The sequence below is a fragment of the Paenibacillus sp. DMB5 genome, from assembly GCF_001517085.1.
Classification (GTDB): Bacteria; Bacillota; Bacilli; order Paenibacillales; family Paenibacillaceae; genus Paenibacillus_AQ.
The window spans coordinates 35,906-55,925 of sequence record NZ_LRAC01000017.1; the positions used below are offsets into that span (position 1 = coordinate 35,906).

The 20,020-nt window shown below is 54.0% G+C and carries 18 protein-coding genes and 1 pseudogene; 9 read left to right on the top strand and 10 right to left on the bottom strand.

Features of this window, described 5'->3' with window-relative positions; translation table 11 throughout:
- Window positions 1–27: 27 nt before the first annotated feature.
- From AWJ19_RS04195 to mutT, 5 genes are all read right to left on the bottom strand, one after another.
- Window positions 28–963, bottom strand: coding sequence for an ADP-ribosylglycohydrolase family protein (locus tag AWJ19_RS04195; RefSeq protein WP_068721829.1), 936 nt, complete (start codon window positions 961–963; stop codon window positions 28–30).
- Between the two features lie 96 nt (window positions 964–1,059).
- Complete coding sequence (locus AWJ19_RS04200) at window positions 1,060–2,061, bottom strand: Gfo/Idh/MocA family oxidoreductase (RefSeq protein ID WP_068721830.1); 1,002 nt, start codon at window positions 2,059–2,061, stop codon at window positions 1,060–1,062.
- 81 nt (window positions 2,062–2,142) lie between these two features.
- Window positions 2,143–2,493, bottom strand: a complete 351-nt coding sequence (locus AWJ19_RS04205) for a DUF1648 domain-containing protein (protein WP_068721831.1) — start codon at window positions 2,491–2,493, stop codon at window positions 2,143–2,145.
- Window positions 2,494–2,497: 4 nt separating this feature from the next.
- On the bottom strand, window positions 2,498–2,821 hold the full coding sequence (locus AWJ19_RS04210; RefSeq protein WP_068721832.1) for a nucleoside triphosphate pyrophosphohydrolase: 324 nt from the start codon (window positions 2,819–2,821) through the stop codon (window positions 2,498–2,500).
- Between the two features lie 29 nt (window positions 2,822–2,850).
- Window positions 2,851–3,237, bottom strand: coding sequence for an 8-oxo-dGTP diphosphatase MutT (mutT, locus tag AWJ19_RS04215; protein WP_347231085.1), 387 nt, complete (start codon window positions 3,235–3,237; stop codon window positions 2,851–2,853).
- A gap of 163 nt (window positions 3,238–3,400) precedes the next feature.
- Between mutT and AWJ19_RS04220 the strand changes: the two genes are divergently transcribed.
- A complete protein-coding gene (locus AWJ19_RS04220) occupies window positions 3,401–5,524 on the top strand; it encodes a penicillin-binding transpeptidase domain-containing protein (protein WP_068721906.1) in 2,124 nt (707 codons plus the stop codon).
- A 192-nt stretch (window positions 5,525–5,716) separates the two neighbouring features.
- On the opposite strand, the gene AWJ19_RS04225 is transcribed toward AWJ19_RS04220, so the two are convergent.
- Window positions 5,717–6,433, bottom strand: a complete 717-nt coding sequence (locus tag AWJ19_RS04225; RefSeq protein ID WP_068721834.1) for a YceI family protein — start codon at window positions 6,431–6,433, stop codon at window positions 5,717–5,719.
- A 168-nt stretch (window positions 6,434–6,601) separates the two neighbouring features.
- On the opposite strand from AWJ19_RS04225, the gene AWJ19_RS04230 reads away from it, so the two are divergent.
- The 3 genes from AWJ19_RS04230 (at window position 6,602) to AWJ19_RS04240 (ending at window position 9,303) form a co-directional block, all read left to right on the top strand.
- On the top strand, window positions 6,602–7,282 hold the full coding sequence (locus AWJ19_RS04230) for a response regulator transcription factor (RefSeq protein ID WP_068721835.1): 681 nt from the start codon (window positions 6,602–6,604) through the stop codon (window positions 7,280–7,282).
- Window positions 7,270–8,718 (top strand): HAMP domain-containing sensor histidine kinase, encoded by a 1,449-nt coding sequence (locus AWJ19_RS04235; RefSeq protein ID WP_068721836.1) that lies wholly within the window; start codon window positions 7,270–7,272, stop codon window positions 8,716–8,718. The genes AWJ19_RS04230 and AWJ19_RS04235 overlap by 13 nt, the downstream gene beginning before the upstream one ends.
- An 84-nt stretch (window positions 8,719–8,802) precedes the next feature.
- Window positions 8,803–9,303, top strand: a complete 501-nt coding sequence (locus tag AWJ19_RS04240) for a hypothetical protein (RefSeq protein ID WP_068721837.1) — start codon at window positions 8,803–8,805, stop codon at window positions 9,301–9,303.
- Between the two features lie 158 nt (window positions 9,304–9,461).
- Here the strand turns inward: AWJ19_RS04240 and AWJ19_RS04245 are convergent, their stop codons facing one another.
- A complete protein-coding gene (locus AWJ19_RS04245; RefSeq protein WP_068721838.1) occupies window positions 9,462–10,256 on the bottom strand; it encodes a DUF6612 family protein in 795 nt (264 codons plus the stop codon).
- A 158-nt stretch (window positions 10,257–10,414) separates the two neighbouring features.
- On the opposite strand from AWJ19_RS04245, the pseudogene AWJ19_RS04250 reads away from it, so the two are divergent.
- A pseudogene (locus AWJ19_RS04250) lies at window positions 10,415–11,871 on the top strand (amidase family protein).
- A 21-nt stretch (window positions 11,872–11,892) separates the two neighbouring features.
- On the opposite strand, the gene AWJ19_RS04255 reads toward AWJ19_RS04250, so the two are convergent.
- Together AWJ19_RS04255 and AWJ19_RS04260 are read right to left on the bottom strand one after the other, a co-directional pair.
- Complete coding sequence (locus tag AWJ19_RS04255; RefSeq protein ID WP_082707691.1) at window positions 11,893–12,213, bottom strand: YciI family protein; 321 nt, start codon at window positions 12,211–12,213, stop codon at window positions 11,893–11,895.
- A gap of 36 nt (window positions 12,214–12,249) precedes the next feature.
- Complete coding sequence (locus AWJ19_RS04260) at window positions 12,250–12,807, bottom strand: DUF1273 domain-containing protein (RefSeq protein WP_068721839.1); 558 nt, start codon at window positions 12,805–12,807, stop codon at window positions 12,250–12,252.
- 180 nt (window positions 12,808–12,987) lie between these two features.
- Between AWJ19_RS04260 and AWJ19_RS04265 the strand changes: the two genes are divergently transcribed.
- The 4 genes from AWJ19_RS04265 to AWJ19_RS04280 all read left to right on the top strand — a co-directional run bounded on the left by AWJ19_RS04265 (window position 12,988) and on the right by AWJ19_RS04280 (window position 17,834).
- The gene (locus AWJ19_RS04265; RefSeq protein WP_068721840.1) at window positions 12,988–13,692 is read left to right on the top strand and encodes a proline-rich domain-containing protein; all 705 of its coding nucleotides are present in this window, start codon (window positions 12,988–12,990) and stop codon (window positions 13,690–13,692) included.
- Between the two features lie 147 nt (window positions 13,693–13,839).
- Window positions 13,840–15,510, top strand: coding sequence for a spore germination protein (locus tag AWJ19_RS04270; RefSeq protein ID WP_068721841.1), 1,671 nt, complete (start codon window positions 13,840–13,842; stop codon window positions 15,508–15,510).
- 25 nt (window positions 15,511–15,535) lie between these two features.
- Window positions 15,536–16,639 carry a GerAB/ArcD/ProY family transporter gene (locus AWJ19_RS04275; protein WP_068721842.1) on the top strand — a complete coding sequence of 368 codons (1,104 nt, stop codon included), beginning with the start codon at window positions 15,536–15,538 and terminating at the stop codon, window positions 16,637–16,639.
- Complete coding sequence (locus AWJ19_RS04280; RefSeq protein WP_068721843.1) at window positions 16,632–17,834, top strand: Ger(x)C family spore germination protein; 1,203 nt, start codon at window positions 16,632–16,634, stop codon at window positions 17,832–17,834. The genes AWJ19_RS04275 and AWJ19_RS04280 overlap by 8 nt, the downstream gene beginning before the upstream one ends.
- 96 nt (window positions 17,835–17,930) lie before the next feature.
- Here AWJ19_RS04280 and AWJ19_RS04285 read toward each other — a convergent pair whose 3' ends face one another.
- On the bottom strand, window positions 17,931–19,961 hold the full coding sequence (locus AWJ19_RS04285) for a beta-galactosidase (RefSeq protein ID WP_068721844.1): 2,031 nt from the start codon (window positions 19,959–19,961) through the stop codon (window positions 17,931–17,933).
- Between the last annotated feature and the right edge of the window lie 59 nt (window positions 19,962–20,020).

Sequence of the window (20,020 nt, forward strand, 5' to 3'; positions counted from 1 at the left end):
CTTCACTCTCCCTTAGGGTTATTCGTTTTAATTTCCCCTAAGGTTCTTCTTTGTATTCAACAATCTTAACGAGTAATCATCGATCAGACTGCGCATGGCAAGCCTCGATACCCAGCCTTCCGGGATGCCGCTCAGCCCGTAATAAGCTCCGGCAATCTGGCCGTATACCGCTCCGGTGGTGTCGGCATCATTGCCCAGATTGACAGCGAGCAGCGCCCCCTCGGCAAAGGTAGAAGACCGGTGAAAGGCCCAAAGAGCAGCTTCCAGGGATTCTACCACGTAACCGCTGCCTTGAATTTCCGGCGGCTCTTTATGTTTATAAGAGCCTTGCCTGATATCCAGAATATGCGGTGTCAATTCATCGTCTTTCAGCCAGCCTGTGAAGGTTTCCGGAGCCAGAATGTCCTCCTTGCTCCAGCCGTGCAGGCCGGCCAGTATATAGGCGGCCATCAGGCGGGAGGCGCTGAGGCATTCCGCTGCACCATGGGTAGTCCTGGAGCTGAGCGCGGCATAGCGGATAGCCTCAGCCGGATTGGCCGCATAATACAGCACAACAGGAGCCAGCCGCATAATGGAGCCGTTTCCTGCCGCCAGCGGATCAGCGGAGCCGCTGTAGGCCCCGCCGCCGGCTTCATATTTAAGCAGCGCAGCCCGCGTGGCATTGCCGATGTCAAAGCATTCCCCGGTGCTGCTCAGATATCCTTCGCGGAACCATTTCAGGTACCTCTGCATCTGGTCGGCGGGATCAAAGCCCTGCTGTTCCAGCAGGCTTTCCGCCAGACAAAGTGCCATTGATGTATCATCGGTCCACTCTCCTGGCTGCAGTCCAAAGACCCCGCCGCCGATTATATCGTCCATGGGCGCAAAGGTACCCGGGGCTTTGAACTCCACAGTCGTTCCAAGCGCATCGCCGGCAGCCAGCCCGTGCAGGCATCCGCGATAGCGGTCTTTACTTAATACCATAAATTCATCCTCCTTATGGTTGATGTAATAAAGCGGCTCTCAGAGCTATTAAACACATTCTCTGAGAGCCGCAGCAGATATTATAAGAGCATGAAATTATTCTTCGCCAGGATACTTAAGCCCCCACTGGGCCCGGACCTGATCCAGCAGCTTCATTATGGATACTGACTCGTCCAGCGTCATGACCGGACTTTCAGTCAGGCCAGCCTGCAGGCAGCGGCCTACCTCCTCGGCCTCAAAGCAATAGCCGTCCGAAGCCCGCTCCTGCTCAAAGGACTCAACCAGCTCCCCGCCGATGTACAGCTCAGCTGCCCGCGGATTCACCAGCGTGTCTTTGACAACAATATAGCCATCGGTTCCGAAGACATGCGCTTCCTCCGTCAGTTTGAGCCGGATACCGCCGTTCAGCGAAGCGCTTTTACCATCCGCATAGGACAGCAGCAGCGAGAAGTGCTCATCCACTCCGGTCTCCCCGATATGTACAGTACTGGATACTGACTCCGGATGCGCCCCCAGGATCATGGAAGCGAAGGATACCGGATAAATGCCAACATCCAGCAGCGCGCCGCCGCCCAGTTCAGGATTAAGCAGTCTTCCCTGCGGATTCCAGTCTGAGCGGAAGCCGAGGTCAGCCTTGACCAGACGGACATCCCCGATCCGGCCAGCCGCGATCCATTCCCGCACCTTCACGATGGCCGGAATATAGCGGCTCCACATAGCTTCCATCAGGAACAGCTTGTGTTCACGGGCGTAAGCTACAACCTCTTCAAGCTCTGCGCTGTTCACCGTAAACGGCTTCTCGCAGAGTACCGCCTTGCCGGCGCGCAGGGCCAGCAGCGCATTCTCTTTATGGAACGGATGCGGAGTCCCGATGTAAATGGCATCCACCTCCCGATCGCTGACAAGCTCCTCATAGGTAGCATAAGCCACCGGAATACCATGGTTCCGGGCGAATTCATCCGCACTTTCCTGCGAGCGTGATCCGACGGCATAAGCGATACCATTACTGGCATGAGCCAGGTCTGTTGCAAACTTATGGGCAATCCAGCCGGTGCTGAGAATCCCCCATTTTACCTTGTAAGCGTTATCGTTAGTCATTGTTGTCCCCTCCTGCCGGATTCTTGTGATTCCTAATGATTCTATCAAACTGCACCTCATGTGTAAAAGATTGCCGCCGGCTCAGACCATAGCCAGCAGCGCATATACGCCCAGTGCCGAGAACAAGACTGTTACCAGCAGTATGGCTGCATTCCACAACCGGTGTATCAGCGCCAGATTCTCGAGATAGCTGCGCAGAAACACCCGGCGAAGCAGCAGCTGCAGCAGACGGATAATCCCAAAGCCAAGCCAGCCGAGCAGACTGATTAGTATGACCTCATAGCTTCCCTTCAAGACGAACCTGTCTGCTACAGCGCCGTCGTAATGCACAGGTACAAAATCGGGCATCTGCTTGTATAGATACAGATAGAGCAATATTGGAATGGTGGCGGCAACCGCACTAAGCGAAAACGTCATTCTGTTCTTGAACATCCGGTTAATCCTCCGCATGCAGCAAAAAAACACGGTTATTAAACCCGCCCCGCTGTGCCGCCTTCTCTGCACGTATTTGCTCCAGCAGCCTGCTGTCTCCGCCATGCACCTTAGCAAGCGCCCGGATCACCTCCAGCAGATCAGACAGCTCCTCCAGCGCATGCTTGTCCTGCTCAGCCGTGAAATATTCCTCCGTTTCCTCGCGCAGCTTCGCCCTCAGTGCCTGTATGTATTCTCCGGTGTCCATTATCCTGGTAGCACATGTCTTTCCCTGCGAAGCAATCAGCGCCGGAATACCGTCCCTGACTAGCTTGTTGTATTCAGTCACAATAGATCATCCGCCTTTCAGCTGTTCATTTAGTCCCTTATCAGCCGCTCCACAAAGGGCAGATCCGCCGGGGCAAAATCATATTCTGCCAGCTCATGCCTCTCCACCCAGCTGCAGGCATCATGGTCGCTCATCCGGAGCTCACCGCCGGTATATTCCGCTTTCCAGGCAATCAGCCTGATTCTCAGGCTGCCGTAATCATGCTCATGGCTGCCAAAAGCCTCATAAGGCCGGATGCTGATATTCAGCTCCTCCATCAGCTCCCTGCACAGACACTGCCGGGCATCCTCGCCCTCCTCCAGCTTGCCGCCGGGAAACTCCCATAGTCCGGCCTGCGCTTTGCCCGGCTTCCGCCGGGCGATCAGCAGCTTTCCCTCTTCATTATGGATAATCGCCACAGCCACTTCAATCATCATTTTTCGCTCCTTTTATCCCGCTACCCGGCATTGATGGAATATGCCATTTAGTGGTTTATTATGGTAAAATATGATCTATATACCGTTTCGATGGTTCATAGATTGATAGAGCAGATACTTCTGCGGGGAGGCTAATGTGAAAGACATATTCAAGCCCAATGTTATGAAGGATGAACCCAAACCGAACCAGTCACTCAGTCTGCGCATTAATATCTTCTTCTTCAGCACGTTTATTATATTCTGCATTATTATTGTCCGTCTGGCTATTCTTCAATTTGTCGAAGGCCCCACCCTTTCCGAGGCAGAGGCCAGCCGCGATACCAAAAATGTGCCGCTTGCCTCCATCCGCGGGACCATTTTCGCAAAAGGCGGCGAGAAGCTCGCTTATTCGACCCCGGTGCAGACGCTCTATTTTTCCCTGACGGCCGAATACGCCCAGACCGCGACTGACAAAGCCACCGGCATTACCGCCCGTACTCCTGAGGCCGTTGCCAAAGCGGATTCGCTGGCCGCCAGGCTGGCTGCTGATTTTACCAAATACGGCGCTAAGGTGCCTGAGGATCAGGTGCTCACCAAAGCGGCTATCCTCAAAGCGATGGACCTTGATTCCAAGGTATATTCCGGCTTTATGCCTCGTCCGGTCAAACGGGGGCTGAGCAATGAGGAAATTGCTTACTTCATGGAAAACAAGGACAAATACCCCACTCTGACGGTTAGCGAAGAGGATGAACGCCATTATGACCCGGACACGGTAGCTGTGCAAACGGTCGGATACATCAAGCCCTTTAAGAAATCAAAGGAAAGTTTGGATATCTATCTGAACATTCAGGCCGCTATGAGGAATGACGCTGATCCGGGTCTGGCCTACCGGGATGATGAGTTTGTAGGGTTCGATGGGCTTGAGCTGCAGTACCAGCGCGAACTGCGGGGACGTAACGGCTACTTGAGCGTTGCTGTTAATGCCAAGAATATGGCCGAAGGCATCGTCGAGATGGTACCTCCTGTCAAAGGCAACAATCTGTGGACCACAATTGACAAAACCATTCAGATGAAGACCGAGCAGGCCATTTTGGATCAAATCGAATGGGTCCACAGTAATCCGGTTCAGGGGAAGGTTCATCCTGACGCCAAAACCGGCTATGCGGTGGCAATGGAGGTCGATACGGGTAACGTTGTAGCGATGGCGAGTATGGAGGATTATGATACCAACCTGTGGACTACAGGCACGATGCCTGCTGATGTGTGGAACGAGCTGATGCTGAATTATCAGAACGGGGCTGTTACACCACATAACTCCGGACGATCCGGGCATAATTTCAGCTCGACTGTATTTCTGGGATCAGTAATCAAGCCGCTGACTGTATTAATCGGATTAAATGAAGGCTTTATCACCACACACACGTCTTACACAGATAAAGGAAGTACAACGTTCGGCCGGGCCGGCTACGAGACCACTGTCCGCAACGCAGGGGGCCATGCATACGGTTATTTTGAGACCCCGGCAATGGCTATTGAGAAATCCTCCAACGTTTTTATGATTGATGAGGTTGGCAAAAAGCTCTACTCGAAATACGGCTCCGAAGGTGTCAAGGTTTGGGATAAATATATGAGGGAATTCGGGCTTGGGGAGCGGCCGGGCAGCGGACTTCCAGGGGAGCATAAGGGGCTGATTAATTATTTTAAAGAGGCAGACACGGATAATGGCGGAGGCGGTGCACAGTCGGCATTGGTCTATGCTTCATTTGGTCAGCAGGGCCAATACACGGTGCTGCAGCTCGCCCAGTATGCCTCCACTCTCGCTAACCAGGGTGTACGGATTAAACCGCAGCTGGTCAGCAAAATAACGGATCAGACCGGCAATACAGTCAAAACCTTCGGCAGGGAGGTCCTGAACGAAGTGAAATTTGACAAAGCCTATTGGCGTGAAATCATCAAGGGCATGAACACGAGCGTTACTGCATTTAACGATTTCCCCTATGATTTCGCACGCAAAACGGGTACTTCCCAGCAGCAATATTTTGAAAATAAAAGCAGCCACCTGGCCGATAACGGCGTATTCATCGCCTTTGCCCCGCGCGACAAGCCCAAGCTGGCGGTCGCCGTGGTCATTCCAGAGGGCGGCTTCGGCTCCAACAGTGCTGCTCCGGTAGCCCGCAAAATTTTTGATGCCTATGACTGGGAATACGGCCTGGACGGTATACCCAAGAAGAGCCTTCCGCAGGCGGAGAGCACGGCGGACGGGACAGCAGCAGATGGAGCCGGAACGGATCAGGAGCAGGGAGATTAGCTGGGCTGGCTAGTATTATGTTCTGTTATCCAGCAGATTCTCAAGAGTTTGCCGTGATTCTCGGGGAAGGACTCCACGCTTACAATTTATTAATTCATGGCACATCATACAAAAACCAGCCCGTTCCGGAAGCGGAACGGGCTGGTTTTTCATGCGCTATTTTATAAAAATAGTGTCCATCTATATTAAACGTTACTTGTTCAGCACAAGCTCCAGACGTACCTCAAGGTCATTCTCCGTCTCCATTACGATGTTGTGAGGACTGGTCAGGCCGAAGTCGGCAAAGGTAACCGTTGTTGTTCCTGACAGCATAAGCTGTCCCCCGCTGTATACCACCTGCGAATCAAAAACAACGTCCTTGTCAATTCCCTTAACGGTCAACGTTCCCTGCATCTGAACAGGCACTGCTGTACCTTCCGTCCATTCGGCCGGCAGCTCGGAGAAGGAGCTTACAACGAAGGTTGATTGCGGGAATTGGGCTGCATCCAGGAAATCAGCAGCTTTTACATGCTCGTCCCGTTGTCCGTTTCCGGAATCCAGTGCACTCATCTCAATTGCACCTTCACCGGTCATTGCCGCTGCATCATCCAGATTAACATTCCATGTCCCTGTAACCGACGGATTGACGAAATTCACTGTCTCCTGGGAGGTTGTAACTGACCAGTATACCTTCGATGTATCCGCTACACTCCATGCACCGTTCAATTGTTCTGCGGTAACCGCTGCGCCTGCCGTCTCTCCCGCATTCGCCGCTGCCGTTCCCGAGTTAGCTGCCGCCTGTTCCTGTGCAGGAATAACCGACTCGATCTCCACGTTATTGCCCAAGCTGTTGTTCAAAAGCACAAAGGCTGCAATGGCTCCTGCGGCAACGACACCAGCAGCTGTCCATATCCATGTTTTTTTCTTCATTATTATTCCCTCCATCCATGTATTTTCTCTCTGCCTTGTCCGGCTTGAACCCATTCTAGCAGAGCAATATGTCGGGAATAAGTCGAAGCAGCCTGCGGTGGAATGTGGTAAAATGGTCGTGATTTTAAGTAATTCCGATTGTTCAGTCCGCAAAAGGAGGGCTATGACATGAAATCCATTCTGATTGTTGAAGATGAAGAAGCCATTGCCCGCGTGCTCAGCGCCTACCTGAAAAAAGCGGGCTACCACGTCACCCGTGCCGCCGACGGGCGGACGGCACTCGAAGCGTTCGGGGTATCGCCTCCTTCTCTTATATTGCTAGACATTATGCTTCCGGAAATGGACGGCTTCGAGCTGCTGGGCCAGATCCGCAAAATCAGCAGCTGCCCGGTCATCATGCTGACTGCCCGGGACGGCATCAAGGACCGGCTGGCCGGGCTTGACGGCGGTGCGGACGATTATATGTCCAAGCCGTTTATTCCCGAGGAGGTCGTCGCCCGTGTAAATGCGGTGCTGCGCCGCCCTTCCCAGTGGTCTGACGGCAGCGGCAAGCGCCATTTCGGCAGCCTGTTCGTTGACTTCAGCGCACGCAGCATCTTCTTGAATGGGGCCGAGGTCAACCTCAGCCCGCGCGACATGTCCGTGCTGCTGTTTCTGGCTGAACGACCAAACCAGATTTGTACCCGGGACCAGCTGATTGAGCAGGTGTGGGAGATGGACTATGACGGCAGTGACCGAGCTGTTGACCTGTCGATCAAGCGGCTGCGGCAGGCACTCTCGCACTGGCCTGCTTCAGAAGGGGAAATCCGCACCCTGCGCGGGACGGGGTATCAGCTATGGACCGAATAACCAAACCGCGGAAACGCACTTCCATTCTCACCTACTGGACGCTCCGCTACATCATCATTATCAGCACCGGGCTGCTGTTGACGGCGCTATTGACCTTCTGGTGGATTCAGCAGGAAGCGATGAATAACCGGATGCAGACGACCGGCCTGCTGGCCCAGGAAATTGCCGACCGCAGCGTCAGCAGCGACGGGACGATGCAGATCAGCCCGACGCTGGCCAAGCTTGTCGAAGACCGGAAGCGGTTCTTCAAGGTATCACTGGAAATGTGCGTCATTGTTACAGACCCGGCGGGCAAGCTGCTGTTCTCCGATCCGCCGCTGACCCAGGAAGAGATGCATTACAAGCTTAACGATACCATGACTGATGCCCGCAGTCCGGAATTCAAGGCCGCGGTTGCCCAGATCCGGGAAGGCAGCGAGACACTGGGGCAGGTTATCGTGCTTCAGTCCAAACGCTCTCTACGGCATATTCCGCAGGAGGAGATTATTTTCTTCTCCATCATTGTTCTGTTCCTGATTATTCTCAGCTGGCTGACCATCTATCTGTTATCCGGCAAGCTGGCCAAACCGATCCAGCGGGTAGCCGCCGCCGCTTCGCAGATCAGCAGCGGTGAATATAACATCATTCTGGATACAGGAGCCAAAGAGCGGGAGATTCATGAACTGCTTGTCTCCTTCCAGGAGATGTCCGGCAAGCTGCAACAGTTCGAGCAGTCCCGGGCTGTCATGCTGGCCGGAGTATCCCATGAGCTGAAGACGCCGGTCACCTCTATCAAAGGACTGGTCCACGCCGTGCGGGAAGGTGTCGTTGAGGGGGACGAGGCAGATGAATTCCTAGACATCGCCCTGCAGGAAGCGGGCCGGCTGCAGCGCATGGTCGCAGATCTGCTGGATTACAACGCCCTGACCGCCGGCATCGTTGCTGTCCGTCATGACCGGATAGACGTTGTTCCGCTCCTGTCGGAAATCATCTACCAGTGGAGGCTGACACAGGCCGAAGAGGTGAGTGAGCCGGTGCTTGAGCTGCCGGAGAAGCCGCTGTATGTGCGGGGTGATCCGCTGCGCATCCAGCAGATTATCGTCAATCTGCTGAACAACAGCGTGCAGGCCGCACCGGCGGGAGAGCCGCTGCAGCTGACGGTTAAGCTCAACATGATTCCACAGGGATATGCGGAGATTTGCATCACGGATGACGGACCTGGCATATCCCCGGATATCAGGGACAGGGTGTTCGAAGCCTTCTTCCGCAGCAGCAGCAAGCAGAGCCAGCTGCGCGGCCTGGGGCTCGGCCTGACCTTCAGCCGCCTGCTGGCTGAGGCGATGGGCGCAGCCTCAGGCTCGGCGAACCTCCGGCTGAAGGCTGTACGTTTGTGCTCACGCTGCCGCTTCAGCCCTAACGTCCGTGCAGGTCCGGAAGCAATGGTACCACGCGGGTGAAGCAGTAGTACCGCAGCCTGCGTACATGGTATAATCACTTGCACGGGCTTTACATTAAGATGAACCGTGAACCGGAGGCTGTCTATGCTTACTTTTGAACAAAAATTAGCGATCTTTGATTCCTACCCTGAGCTTGAGCGGAGAAATGTCTCGCTTGGCCGGGTGAACTACCATTTCGAGGGAAGCCGGCATGAGAAAAAGACCGTCGCCTCCCATCTGCATCCGAACGGCAACGGCTTTGTTTATGCCGGTCTGCTACGGGGCTACGAAACAGACGGCAAAGGGCTGGTGAATATCCGCGACTATTCCGAAGCTGAGCTGCGCGGGCTGATCGAGGCTTCCATCGCCTCCTTGTCGATGTATATTCCGGAGGCTCCTGCACCAAGCAAACGTAAGAAAAAAGCGGCGGCAGCTGCCGGCGCAGAGTCCCTTTGGGTTAACGCTGACGGCAACACGCTGAGCCTCAGATTTGAAGAGGATCTGTGGTACCTCTACGCCGGTCTGCAGCTGGAGATGGCTTTTGAAACCAGCGATGAAGCCGAGGAGTATCTGGCGGAAGAAGGGTTCCGTCCGGCGGGGAACTAAATCTCCGCTGCGAGGCATCAAAAAACCTGTACACTGCAGCGGTTGCTGCGGGGTACAGGTTTTTTGGTTTTTACCCGACGTCTACCGCTTGCCCGGATGCACTTTCAACGGAACGGAATTTGTAGCGTCTTTTTCGTCGGCATGCCTGTCCTCCCCACCTACTCCGCAGCCGTCAGCGTTTCCTCGGGGATCACAATATCCTTAACGGTGTTATACTTGCTCATGGTAGCCTCCTGCTTCACTTCCCTGTATGTTCCTTCCCCGTCCAGCATTTCTTCGATTACCAGCTCTTCGGTTGTTCCCGTCGGCCAGTACGTCTGCTTATCTACGCGGTATTCAAGGCTCATGCTCTTGAGCAGCTCAAGCTGTTGAAGAGCCAGTTCTTCACTGCTGTACTGAAGCTTGTAAAAGTCCTCCAGATCCTTCGTCTGGTCACCGGACAGCTGTGCGCTCAGGATATATTCCTCTCCTGTCTCCGATACGGTCACGTAAGGCAGAATCGTCTTGAGCATCTCCATCCGCCGTACAGGACTGGACTGCACCTGCACCGTTAGCTTCAAATCTTCCAGAAAAGAGTCAGGCATCTTCCGCCACAAGCCCTCCAATAACATATAATAGCCGTCATCCGTAAAATACGACTCCGTATCCGCAGGTTCCTTATCTCCTATGATCATCGAGCCGGCCTGATGCATCTGCAGCGGGTCGAGAATGTACTCAGACGTTGTTGTTGTCTCGGAGGTATACTCGGCAGCCTTAGTATCCGGTGATATGCCGGTTGATATCCGGGAATGCGACTCCTGTACATAGCTGTTCAGCGAACCGCCCGCTTCAGCGATTCTGTCTATCAGCTTCTCCGCTTCCTTCTCCTGCTTCTCTGACGCACCGCCATCCGCACAGCCCGCCAGGCTAACCGCGATCAATGCAGCCAGTATACCTTTTCCCCACTTCTTCACAATGTAATCCTCCCGTATAAACTTTATATGGGATTATACACCAAAATTGGGCTGTCCGCCGTTACAAAACTGCAATTCACTCTATCTACACGCTGCAATCTATGGTTAGATGAAGGGAAGACCAACCAATCCAAAGAGAGAAAGAAGCGTGGACCCGCATGAGTTTTGAAATTGTAGAGGCTACCATTCCGGAAATTCAAACCGCACTTGCCGCCGGAGAAATCACTTCACAGCAGCTGGTTCTCATGTATTACGAGCGCATTGCCGAGCATGACAAAAACGGCCTGACGATCAACTCTGTGCTGGAGATCAATCCGGATGCGCTGTTCATCGCCGAAGCTTTGGATAGGGAACGTTCGCTGCAGGGGCCGCGGGGCCCGATGCACGGCATTCCGGTCTTGCTCAAAGACAACATCAATACAGGGGATAAAATGCATACCAGCGCCGGGTCGCTGGCGCTGGCGGATTCTTTTGCCGGCGAGGATGCCTTCATTGTGCAGAAGCTGCGCGACGCCGGAGCTGTTATTATGGGCAAAGCCAACATGACGGAATTTGCCAATTTCATGACGAACGGAATGCCCTCAGGCTACAGCTCGCGCGGCGGACAGGTGCTGAATCCCTATAATATCTCTACGCCGACCGGGGGCTCCAGCGCCGGATCCGCCGTCGCCGTTGCCTGCAACTTCTGCACGGTGTCAGTGGGCACTGAAACATCGGGGTCGATCCTTAATCCCGGCAATCTCGGCTCGATCGTAGGCATCAAGCCGACCGTCGGCCTGCTCAGCCGTTCCGGCATTCTGCCGCTGTCGAACACACAGGATACGGCCGGCCCGATGGGCAGAACTGTACGCGACGCCGTTCTGCTGCTGAACGCCATGCTCGGCCGGGATGACAGCGATGCTGCTATGGGGACAAGCACCGGCAGGGTGCATGAGGACTATACCGCTTTTCTTGACCCGGACGGGCTGAAGGGGGCACGGATCGGGATTCCGCGGGATTATTATTTTGAAGAGCTGACGGAGGAACAGCTGGCGCTCTTCAACGCCTCTGTAGCGAAGATGCGCGAGCTTGGGGCAATCATTATTGATCCGGCTGATATCCGTACCGCGCGCGAGATTAAATATTCCTCTGTAGTATTAAATGAATTCAAGACCTCTCTGAATGCCTATCTGGCCAACCTCGGACCCGGAGCAAAAATGCGGACGCTGAAGGACATTATCGACTTCAACCATGCCCATCCGCAGGAGACGCTGCGCTATGGACAATCAACCCTGATTGATGCCGAGTACACTTCCTCGGGCACGTTGACTGAGCCGAATTACCTGCGCGACCGGGCCACCGATCTGCGGCTCTGCAAAGAGCTGGGGATCGACGCAACCATGAAGGAGCACCAGCTGGATGCGCTGCTGTTCCCGGCCGATTTTGGCGCGAGAATTACTTCAAGATCAGGCTACCCGTCCATCGTTGTCCCTTCCGGCTACACCTCGGCCGCGCCCCGTTCGGGGTAACGTTCTCGGCGCAGGCCTATCAGGAGCCGCTGCTGATCAAGCTGGCCTATGCCTACGAGCAGCATTATAAAGTCCGCAAGCCGCCTTCACTGCGCAGCTTCATTTAACGCGGCCCGGCAACGCTCCGCTTACTCCGCAGCTATGCCCATGTGCCTGTTGCCTGCATGGGACAGCCCCCAGGTACGCAGCTCATAGCTACGGATGCCGGTAGTGACATAAGGATCACGTTCGGCAATCCGGACGGCTTCTTCCCGTGAAGCCGCCCGGATAATGACCATGCCGCCGGGACAATCGCTGAACGGGCCGCACAGCACCAGCTGTCCGCTGTGTTCCAGCTTCTGCAGATGCCTTACATGCGCACGGATAATCTCCATATCCCTGCGGTCCTGCTCCGTGGGACTGAGCAGAATGACATAACAAATATCCTCCTGCGTCTCCAATGCTTCCACACCCGATCCTTCCTCTCTTTTTCCGGTTAAAAGGTGCTACTCATAATCACTCCGGCTCTCTTCATCCGCAATATTCTGAATCTCCTCCGCCAGCATCAGATAGAACCCGTAGTCACTCTCCGCATGCAGCTTCAGCGCCCGTTCCTTCATAAATTTGCCGCTGCCTTCAGCCGCTTCCTCATCGTAGAACAGGAGAATGGCATCGCTTTTGCGGAATAGCAGCTCATCCCTGGCCCTGAACTGCCAGCTCCCGTCATACGGCGCATTGCTGACTGCCCCGTAGTAATCCGCTCCCGCCACAATCCGCCGGTATTCGTTCTGCTTGTCCTCCTTCCACTTCTCTTCCGGATTGGCATGGGCGGTTATGATCCCCAGCTTCAGCTGCGGATACAGCCGTTTCAGCTCCAGTACAACCTCGCAGGCCCAGAGATCCACACCGTATTGTCCGGGCGTAATCACCCAGTCCACACCGTCCTCGATCAGCGGGATGAGCCGGTTTTCCAGCGCTTTTTTGATATAGGGAATGCCCTGATGCTTATTGTCAAAAATCCCGAGCTCATGCGCACGGTAGCCTGTTACCAGTAAAGTTGTCATGTGCTCCTCTTTTCTAAAATAGTTCTCTGTGTTTCCCGCATTCTACCCTTCATTATATAACAATTGTTTCACCGCTTCCCCCGGAGATTACTGTATCTCGACTTTAAGCCGGCTTTCAGGAACATCTGCTATAGTAACCTCGAAATTCAGTTGAGAGTTCTATTTAAAGGAGAATTGAACATGAAAAAGCATGTCCCTTATATGCTGGCCAGCGGCCTGATTGCCGCCGTTCTGCTGGCAGGCTGCAGCTCCGGGAGCGGACATACAGCCTCCCCCTCTGCCGTCAGCCAAAACGCCGGAACCGGGACAAACAGTAATGCCGTTCAGCCTGGAACGGGCGGGCAAAGACCGGACGGCATGGACAGGGCCGGAATGAATATCGGTAAAATCAAAAGCATCAGCGGCAGCACCATCACCCTGTATACCGCGCAAATGCCGGAAGGACGGCCGCAGAATAACGGTGAAGGCGGACAAGGCACACCGCCGGAGGGCGGCAAGGACGGACAACAAGCTGACGGCCAGCAAGGTACTCCGCCCGAAGGCGGCGCACAAAGCGGTGAGGCCGGACGCCAGGGCGGCATGGGCGGCATGATGCAAAATTTCTCGGAGGAGACGATTGACATTACCGTTACCGCCGATACGGAGTATGTCTCTGTTACCTATGAGAACGGGCAGCAGAAGGAGACCGCATTCACCCTTACGGATCTCAAGGCTGATGATGTTATCCAATACACCCTTCAGACAGATACTGCCACAGCAGTGAAAATTACGGTTGGTTCAGGCGGCTTCGGTTTCGGCGGAGGCGGCAGGGGCGGCGCTCCCGGATCCGAGAACGGCCAGAGCGGCACTGACAGTTCAGCTGAAGCCGGTTCCGCCGGCAAATAAGCCAGTAAAGAGGATGGGATCCTGAAAGGGAGCCAGCCTCTTTTTTTTGCGCTGCACATATTTTTTAGCAGAAATGACTAAATTGAAGCAGTCTTTGGAAAACTTCATATACACAGCTGTCTACTCCAGAAAAGTCGGGTGATCCCTTTGCTTGCTACTATAATGTCCTATATCCCGGGCTGGGCAGTGTTTGGCCAGGCAGGCGTAGCCCTGCTGTTTCCCCTCCTGGTTCATCTTTTGTATAAAGGACTATACGCGCTGACAGGCAGCGGCAGAGCCGTGGAATCACCAGGTACAAAAAACGGGAAGCCGTCCCAACGACAAGCTGCTGTTCCGGCCGGAAGTCCTGCCCCGGCACCCCAAGGCTTCAGCGGCGACTACGCTGCCGACCTTAAATACATTAAGGATACCATCGGCAGAAACTCCGATCTTCATTTCAAGGAATTTACCATGACCCGGCTGGAAAGCCAGGCTGTGCTTATTTTCGTTGACGGCATGCAGGATGACCGGCAGCTAAACCTGCAGATTCTGCAGTATCTGATGTTTGAAGCGACCGCCGAGTCCCTGTCGGCTCAAGGAATGTCAGGAGCGGGGGCGGGGCTGCCCTTCAGCCAGCTCAGGGAGGCCAGCGATCTGACCATGTTCATCCAGTCTGTCCTGTTCGGACATGCCGGGCTGATGGTTGAAGGCCTGCCGCAGGGACTGCTGATTGAGCCTCCCGCCAGCACTGACCGTACACTTGGCGAGCCGGTGTCGGAAGCGCTGCTGCGCGGGCCAAGGCTCGGCTTCTCGGAGGTGCTGAGTGTGAACACCTCCATCCTGCGCCGCCAGGGCCTCAATGATCAGCTGGAGATGATCTCATACCGGGTGGGCACCCGGATACAGAGGGATCTAGTCCTGGCCTACATAAAGGACATTGTGAACCCGGAGCTGCTCAAGGAAGTAGAGACACGCATCAGCAAGCTGGATATTGATTTTCTGGCGGAATCCGGTTCTATCGAGCAGCTGATCGAGGATAACTATCTGAGCCCTTTTCAGCAGGTGCAGAATACTGAACGCCCTGACCGGGTAATCAATGCCCTGCTGGAGGGCAGGATTGCCATTCTGCTGGACGGTACGCCATTCGCACTGATTGTTCCGGTAACCTTCAGCATGCTGCTCCAGTCGCCTGAGGATTATTATGAGCGCTGGCTGCCCAGCTCTTTGATCCGGATGCTGCGCTTTGCGGCCACTTTTCTGGCGCTGATGGCTCCGGCTCTGTATATTTCCTTTATTTCCTTTCATCCCGGGCTGATTCCGACGGAGCTCGCACTGTCCATTATCGAGACCCGGCAAGGCGTTCCCTTTCCGTCCGTGATCGAGGTCCTGATTCTGGAGATTTCCATCGAGATTCTGCGTGAAGCCGGCATCCGGCTGCCCAAACCGGTCGGACCGGCGATGGGCATCGTCGGCGGTCTGATTATCGGCGATGCCGCCGTAAATGCAGGGATCGTCAGTCCGTTTCTGGTCATTGTCGTTGCGGTCACCGCTATCTCATCTTTCTCCATCCCGATGTACAGCGCCGGACTTACACTCCGGCTGCTCCGTTTTGTTGGAATGGGACTGGCTTCCATTCTGGGGATGTTCGGTACAATTCTGTTCTTCCTGCTGATCTGCAGCCATCTCACCAGGCTGAAAAGCTTCGGTGTGCCTTACCTTACACCAGTATCCCCTTTCCGGCTTAGTGACTGGAAGGATCTGTTCTTCCGCTCACCGCTCAGTCTCATGAAGCGCAGGCCGATTATGATGAAGACACAGGATAAAAGAAGGAAGTCATAAATACCTTGCAAGAGAGGAGCATGCGATGTTCACCCGTACAGATGACAAAATTACCTCTACACAAGCAGCCGTATTCCTTAATAACACTGTGCTTGGCGCAGGGATTCTGACCCTGCCGCGGGGCGTAAGCCAAGCTGTAAAGACCCCGGATTCTTGGCTGTCAGTCATGCTTGGCGGCATCATCGTGATGGCCGTGGTTACCCTGATGGTAAAGATCAGCCAGCAGTTTCCCGGCAAAACCATTTTCCAGTACGCGGGCAAAATTATCGGCCGGGTGCCCGGTGCAGTGCTCTGCCTGCTGCTGATTCTTTATTTTCTGATTCTGGCCGGCTTTGAAATCCGTTCGCTGGCGGAGGTCACGCTGTTCTTCCTGCTGGAGGGCACGCCCATCTGGGCAGTTGTCCTGCCTTTTATCTGGGCGGGAACCTACCTTGTATACGGCGGTATCAATTCCATCGCCAGAGTGTTTCAGATCGTATTCCCGATCAGCATCATGATCCTGATGATCTGCTATGGGCTCAGCTTCCGGCTGTTCGATCTCGACAATCTGCGTCCTGTCCTCGGAAACGGGATTTTACCTGTTATTCATGGCCTGAAATCAACCGTCCTGGTGTATAGCGGCTGTGAAGTCGTCCTGATGCTTGTGGCGTTTATGCAGAAGCCGGAGCAGGCGGTAAAAACAATGCTGATCGGCATCGGCATTCCGGTCGGGCTGTATCTTTTGACAGTAGTCATGGTCATCGGTGGGATTTCCATTGATTCTGCTATTACAAGCACCTGGCCGACGATCGACCTGATCCGCAGCTTTGAAATCCGCGGCTTTCTGTTTGAGCGCATGGAATTTCCGCTGATGGTTATTTGGCTGATGCAAATGTTCTGCAACTTCTGCAGCTTCTTTTTTCAGGCCTCGCTGGGCCTTTCCCAGATCTTCAGGCTGAAGGTTCATCCGGTGATCTATATGCTGGTTCCAGTCATTTTCATCTCGGCGATGATTCCCAAAACCGTTAATGAAGTGTTCAGTCTGGGGGATTTCATTGGCAGAATGGGGCTTGTACTGTTTCTGCTGCTGCCTGTGCTGCTCTCCATTATCTGGCTTATCCGCACGAAAGGACTGAAGCAGCATGTATAGGCGGCTACTACCGCTGATCCTTTGTCTTTCCCTGCTTACTGCCACCCAGACCGGATGCTGGAGCAGCAAGGAAATCGAGGATTTGGCGCTTTATACCGGCCTGGCCCTTGATACGGGAAAGCTGAACAAGGCGGAGCAGGAGATGGAGGATAAAGGAATATCATATTCCAAGCAAAATAAGATTACGGCAACAGTCCAGATTGTACCGGTGAAGACTACAGGAAATTCAAACAAGCAGGGGGGGCAGCAGGGGGGGCAGCAGGGCACGCCTTACCATAATGTCTCGGGTACCGGGGATTCTGTGCTTGAGATTTTCCGCCAGTTCTCCATAAGGAACGAACGTCCGATTGTCGGGCATCATCTTAAAGTCATCGTCATCTCCGCTGAGCTGCTGAAGCAGCAGTCGATAGAGCAGCTGACGGATTTTGTACTCCGTGACAATGACATCCGCCCCAGTAGCATGGTTTTTATCAGTCAGGGCCGGGCAGAGGAGACGCTTGTCTCCAAACGCAATGAAGAAATCCCCTCCTTTCACATCCAGCAGATGCTCGTCAATCAGGGCAGAACAAGTAAAGTGATGAGTCCGGTCATTCTGTCCAAGCTAGACGCGCTCATGCACGCCAAGCGGAGCTTTGCGCTGCAGAATCTGGTTATTGCAGATGGCGAGACCGAGTTTGCCGGAGCAGCGGTTGTTAAGGGAGACTCAGGACATTGGGTTGGCAATCTAAGCCAGGAAGACACTGAATGTCTCTCTTGGCTGACCGGCAAGGGTAATACCGGCGTCATCAAAGCCTATGACTGGGACAATGAGCCGATGACCTATGAAATGAAAGCGTTGAAAAGCAAAATCAAGGCCCGTACTGAGGGAGATGAGATTCTGTTTGAGGTGTCCATTGAGACAGAGGGCCGGCTGATTGAAACATGGAGCACTTCAAGCATTCTGTCTTCAGATGAAAATACGAAAAGATCTACTAAGATTTTCCAGGACAAGCTAAAGCAGATGATGGAGCATATGATCGGCAAGCTGCAGCAGGATTACAAAGCGGATGTGGCCGAATTTTCAAAAGTGCTCAGCATCCAGCAGCCTCGGGCATGGAAAAAGGTCAAGGATCATTGGGACGAAACGTTCAGCCGCTCCCGGATCAGCTTTAAATATGATCTGAAGATTACGGATTTCGGTTCATTTACCGAGTAGCGTTCCCATTTCAGCGGTCATTCATATAAAAAAACCGGCAAGCTTCCATATCAGGAAATTTGCCGGTTTTTGCATATCCAAATTCTTAGATTCAGCTTACTTCTTATCCGACAAAATCAGAACACCCCGGCCCGGAACAATGGCCGTGCCGCTGTAGATTTCGCCGGTAAGCAGATCGGTGCGCTCCGCTGTCCCGATATCCGCGCCAAGCTCCTCCTCCTTGTGGTTCAGAAGGAACAGATACGATACACCGTCCTTCACACGCTGAACGGACTCGATGCCATCCGGCGCCTTTACCAGCGGCTTGATGCCGTTCTCCTGGCACAGGTTCGTGAGGAAGCCGTGCAGGAAGCCGGCTTCCGGACTGGAAGCCACATAATAAGCTTTGCCTTCCCCGAAGCTGTTCGCGGTCAATACCGGCATGCCCTTGTAAAAGTCTGATCCGTAGCGGGCCAGCACTTCTGCACCTTCAGAGTGAATCAGATCACAGAGCAGATTGCATCTGTAAGTGCCGCTTAATGCTCCCCAGTCACTGCTCATTACGATTTCGTTGCTCATCTCAGGCAGCAGCGCATCGATCTCCTCCGCCCAGATGCCGAGCACATTGCGCAGCTCTCCCGGATAGCCCCCTACGGTAACCAGATCATTTTCATTGACGATCCCGCTGAAGAAGGTGGTCACGAACGTACCGCCTGCCTTGACAAAAGCCTCAACCTTGGCGGCAAAGCCCGGCTTGACCATGTACATTACCGGTGCGATTACCACTTTGTACCTGGACAGATTTTCTTCCACACCGATGATATCGGCTTCAATATTTTGCTGGTAGAGCGCATCATAATATTTATGCACTTCTTTTACATAATCAAGGGCAACGGTCGGTCCGCTCGAGAGGTCAAGGGCCCAGCGGTTCTCCCAGTCATAGACGATCCCGATCTGCGCCGCGCTGACTGCATCCAGCAACTCATCGCCAAGCAGCTCAAGCTCCCGGCCGAGCTCTGCACATTCCCGGAAAACGCGGGTATGCTCGTGGCCGACATGCTCGATAACGGCACCGTGGTACTTCTCGCAGGCACCGATGGAGCGGCGCAGCTGGAAGAACAGCACGGTGTCCGCCCCGCGCGCTACCGCCTGGTAACTCCATAAACGCATCACGCCCGGGCGCTTGAGCGAGTTGTACGGCATCCAGTTCTGCTGGCTCGGGGTCTGCTCCATCAGCATGAACGGCTGGCCGTTCTTCAATCCGCGCATCAGATCATGCGTCATCGCCGTAAAGCTTACCGGAGTATCCAGCGCCGGATAGTTATCCCATGAGATAACGTCCAAATGCTTGGCCCACTCAAAATAATCCAGCTCCGGATAGAAGCCCATCAGGTTGGTGGTTACCGGAATATTAGGGCTGTGCTCCCGGATGGCCTCCTTCTCCAGCTTGTAGCATTCCAGCAGGCTGTGAGACATGAACCTCCGGTAATCCAGGGAAATGCCCTGGAAGTTGGTACGGTTCCCGTTCCATTCCTCACTCAGCTCATTCGGCACCACAATTTCTTCCCAGTCATAAAAGACATGACCCCAGAACTTGGTATTCCATGCCTTATTCAGCCCGTCCAGCGTGCCGTAACGGTCCTTCAGCCAGACCCGGAAGGCCGCTGCAGACTGCTCGGAATAATCATAACCGCCGTATTCATTCGAAATATGCCAGATCAGCAGCGCTGGATGGTCCTTATAGCGTTCAGCCAGCTTGCCTGCAAGCTTAGCAGAAAATTTACGGTACACCGGGCTGTTCGGATTGGAGTTATGGCGGCCGCCGAATCTACGCTTTCTGCCTTGGACATCGACCCGGGTTACTTCAGGATAGCGGTGTGCCATCCATGCCGGATGTGCTCCTGTACCGGTAGCCAGACAGACATAAGTTCCATTTTTATATAACCGGTCCATCAGCTCATCCAGCTCCGAGAAATCATATGTATCTTCAGAAGGCTGAATCATGGCCCAGGAAAAGACGTTAATCGTCGCTACATCAATCCCGGCCAGCTTAAACATCCGTTCATCCTCTGCCCATACCGGGGCATCCCACTGCTCGGGATTATAATCACCGCCGTACCAGATTTTCGGTAATTTATTGTTGATCACGTATCGCACTTCCTTTATAGTATAAGTATATACTTAGTTTAACCTTTAAACTTACCGCT

What these genes read in the sequence shown, in the direction of transcription:
- AWJ19_RS04195 (WP_068721829.1), bottom strand. Translation starts at nt 963, where the DNA reads ATGGTATTAAGTAAAGACCGCTATCGCGGATGCCTGCACGGGCTGGCT.
- AWJ19_RS04200 (WP_068721830.1), bottom strand. Translation starts at nt 2,061, where the DNA reads ATGACTAACGATAACGCTTACAAGGTAAAATGGGGGATTCTCAGCACC.
- AWJ19_RS04205 (WP_068721831.1), bottom strand. Translation starts at nt 2,493, where the DNA reads ATGTTCAAGAACAGAATGACGTTTTCGCTTAGTGCGGTTGCCGCCACC.
- mutT (WP_347231085.1), bottom strand. Translation starts at nt 3,237, where the DNA reads ATGATGATTGAAGTGGCTGTGGCGATTATCCATAATGAAGAGGGAAAG.
- AWJ19_RS04220 (WP_068721906.1), top strand. Translation starts at nt 3,401, where the DNA reads ATGAAGGATGAACCCAAACCGAACCAGTCACTCAGTCTGCGCATTAAT.
- AWJ19_RS04225 (WP_068721834.1), bottom strand. Translation starts at nt 6,433, where the DNA reads ATGAAGAAAAAAACATGGATATGGACAGCTGCTGGTGTCGTTGCCGCA.
- AWJ19_RS04230 (WP_068721835.1), top strand. Translation starts at nt 6,602, where the DNA reads ATGAAATCCATTCTGATTGTTGAAGATGAAGAAGCCATTGCCCGCGTG.
- AWJ19_RS04235 (WP_068721836.1), top strand. Translation starts at nt 7,270, where the DNA reads ATGGACCGAATAACCAAACCGCGGAAACGCACTTCCATTCTCACCTAC.
- AWJ19_RS04240 (WP_068721837.1), top strand. Translation starts at nt 8,803, where the DNA reads ATGCTTACTTTTGAACAAAAATTAGCGATCTTTGATTCCTACCCTGAG.
- AWJ19_RS04260 (WP_068721839.1), bottom strand. Translation starts at nt 12,807, where the DNA reads ATGACAACTTTACTGGTAACAGGCTACCGTGCGCATGAGCTCGGGATT.
- AWJ19_RS04265 (WP_068721840.1), top strand. Translation starts at nt 12,988, where the DNA reads ATGAAAAAGCATGTCCCTTATATGCTGGCCAGCGGCCTGATTGCCGCC.
- AWJ19_RS04275 (WP_068721842.1), top strand. Translation starts at nt 15,536, where the DNA reads ATGTTCACCCGTACAGATGACAAAATTACCTCTACACAAGCAGCCGTA.
- AWJ19_RS04280 (WP_068721843.1), top strand. Translation starts at nt 16,632, where the DNA reads ATGTATAGGCGGCTACTACCGCTGATCCTTTGTCTTTCCCTGCTTACT.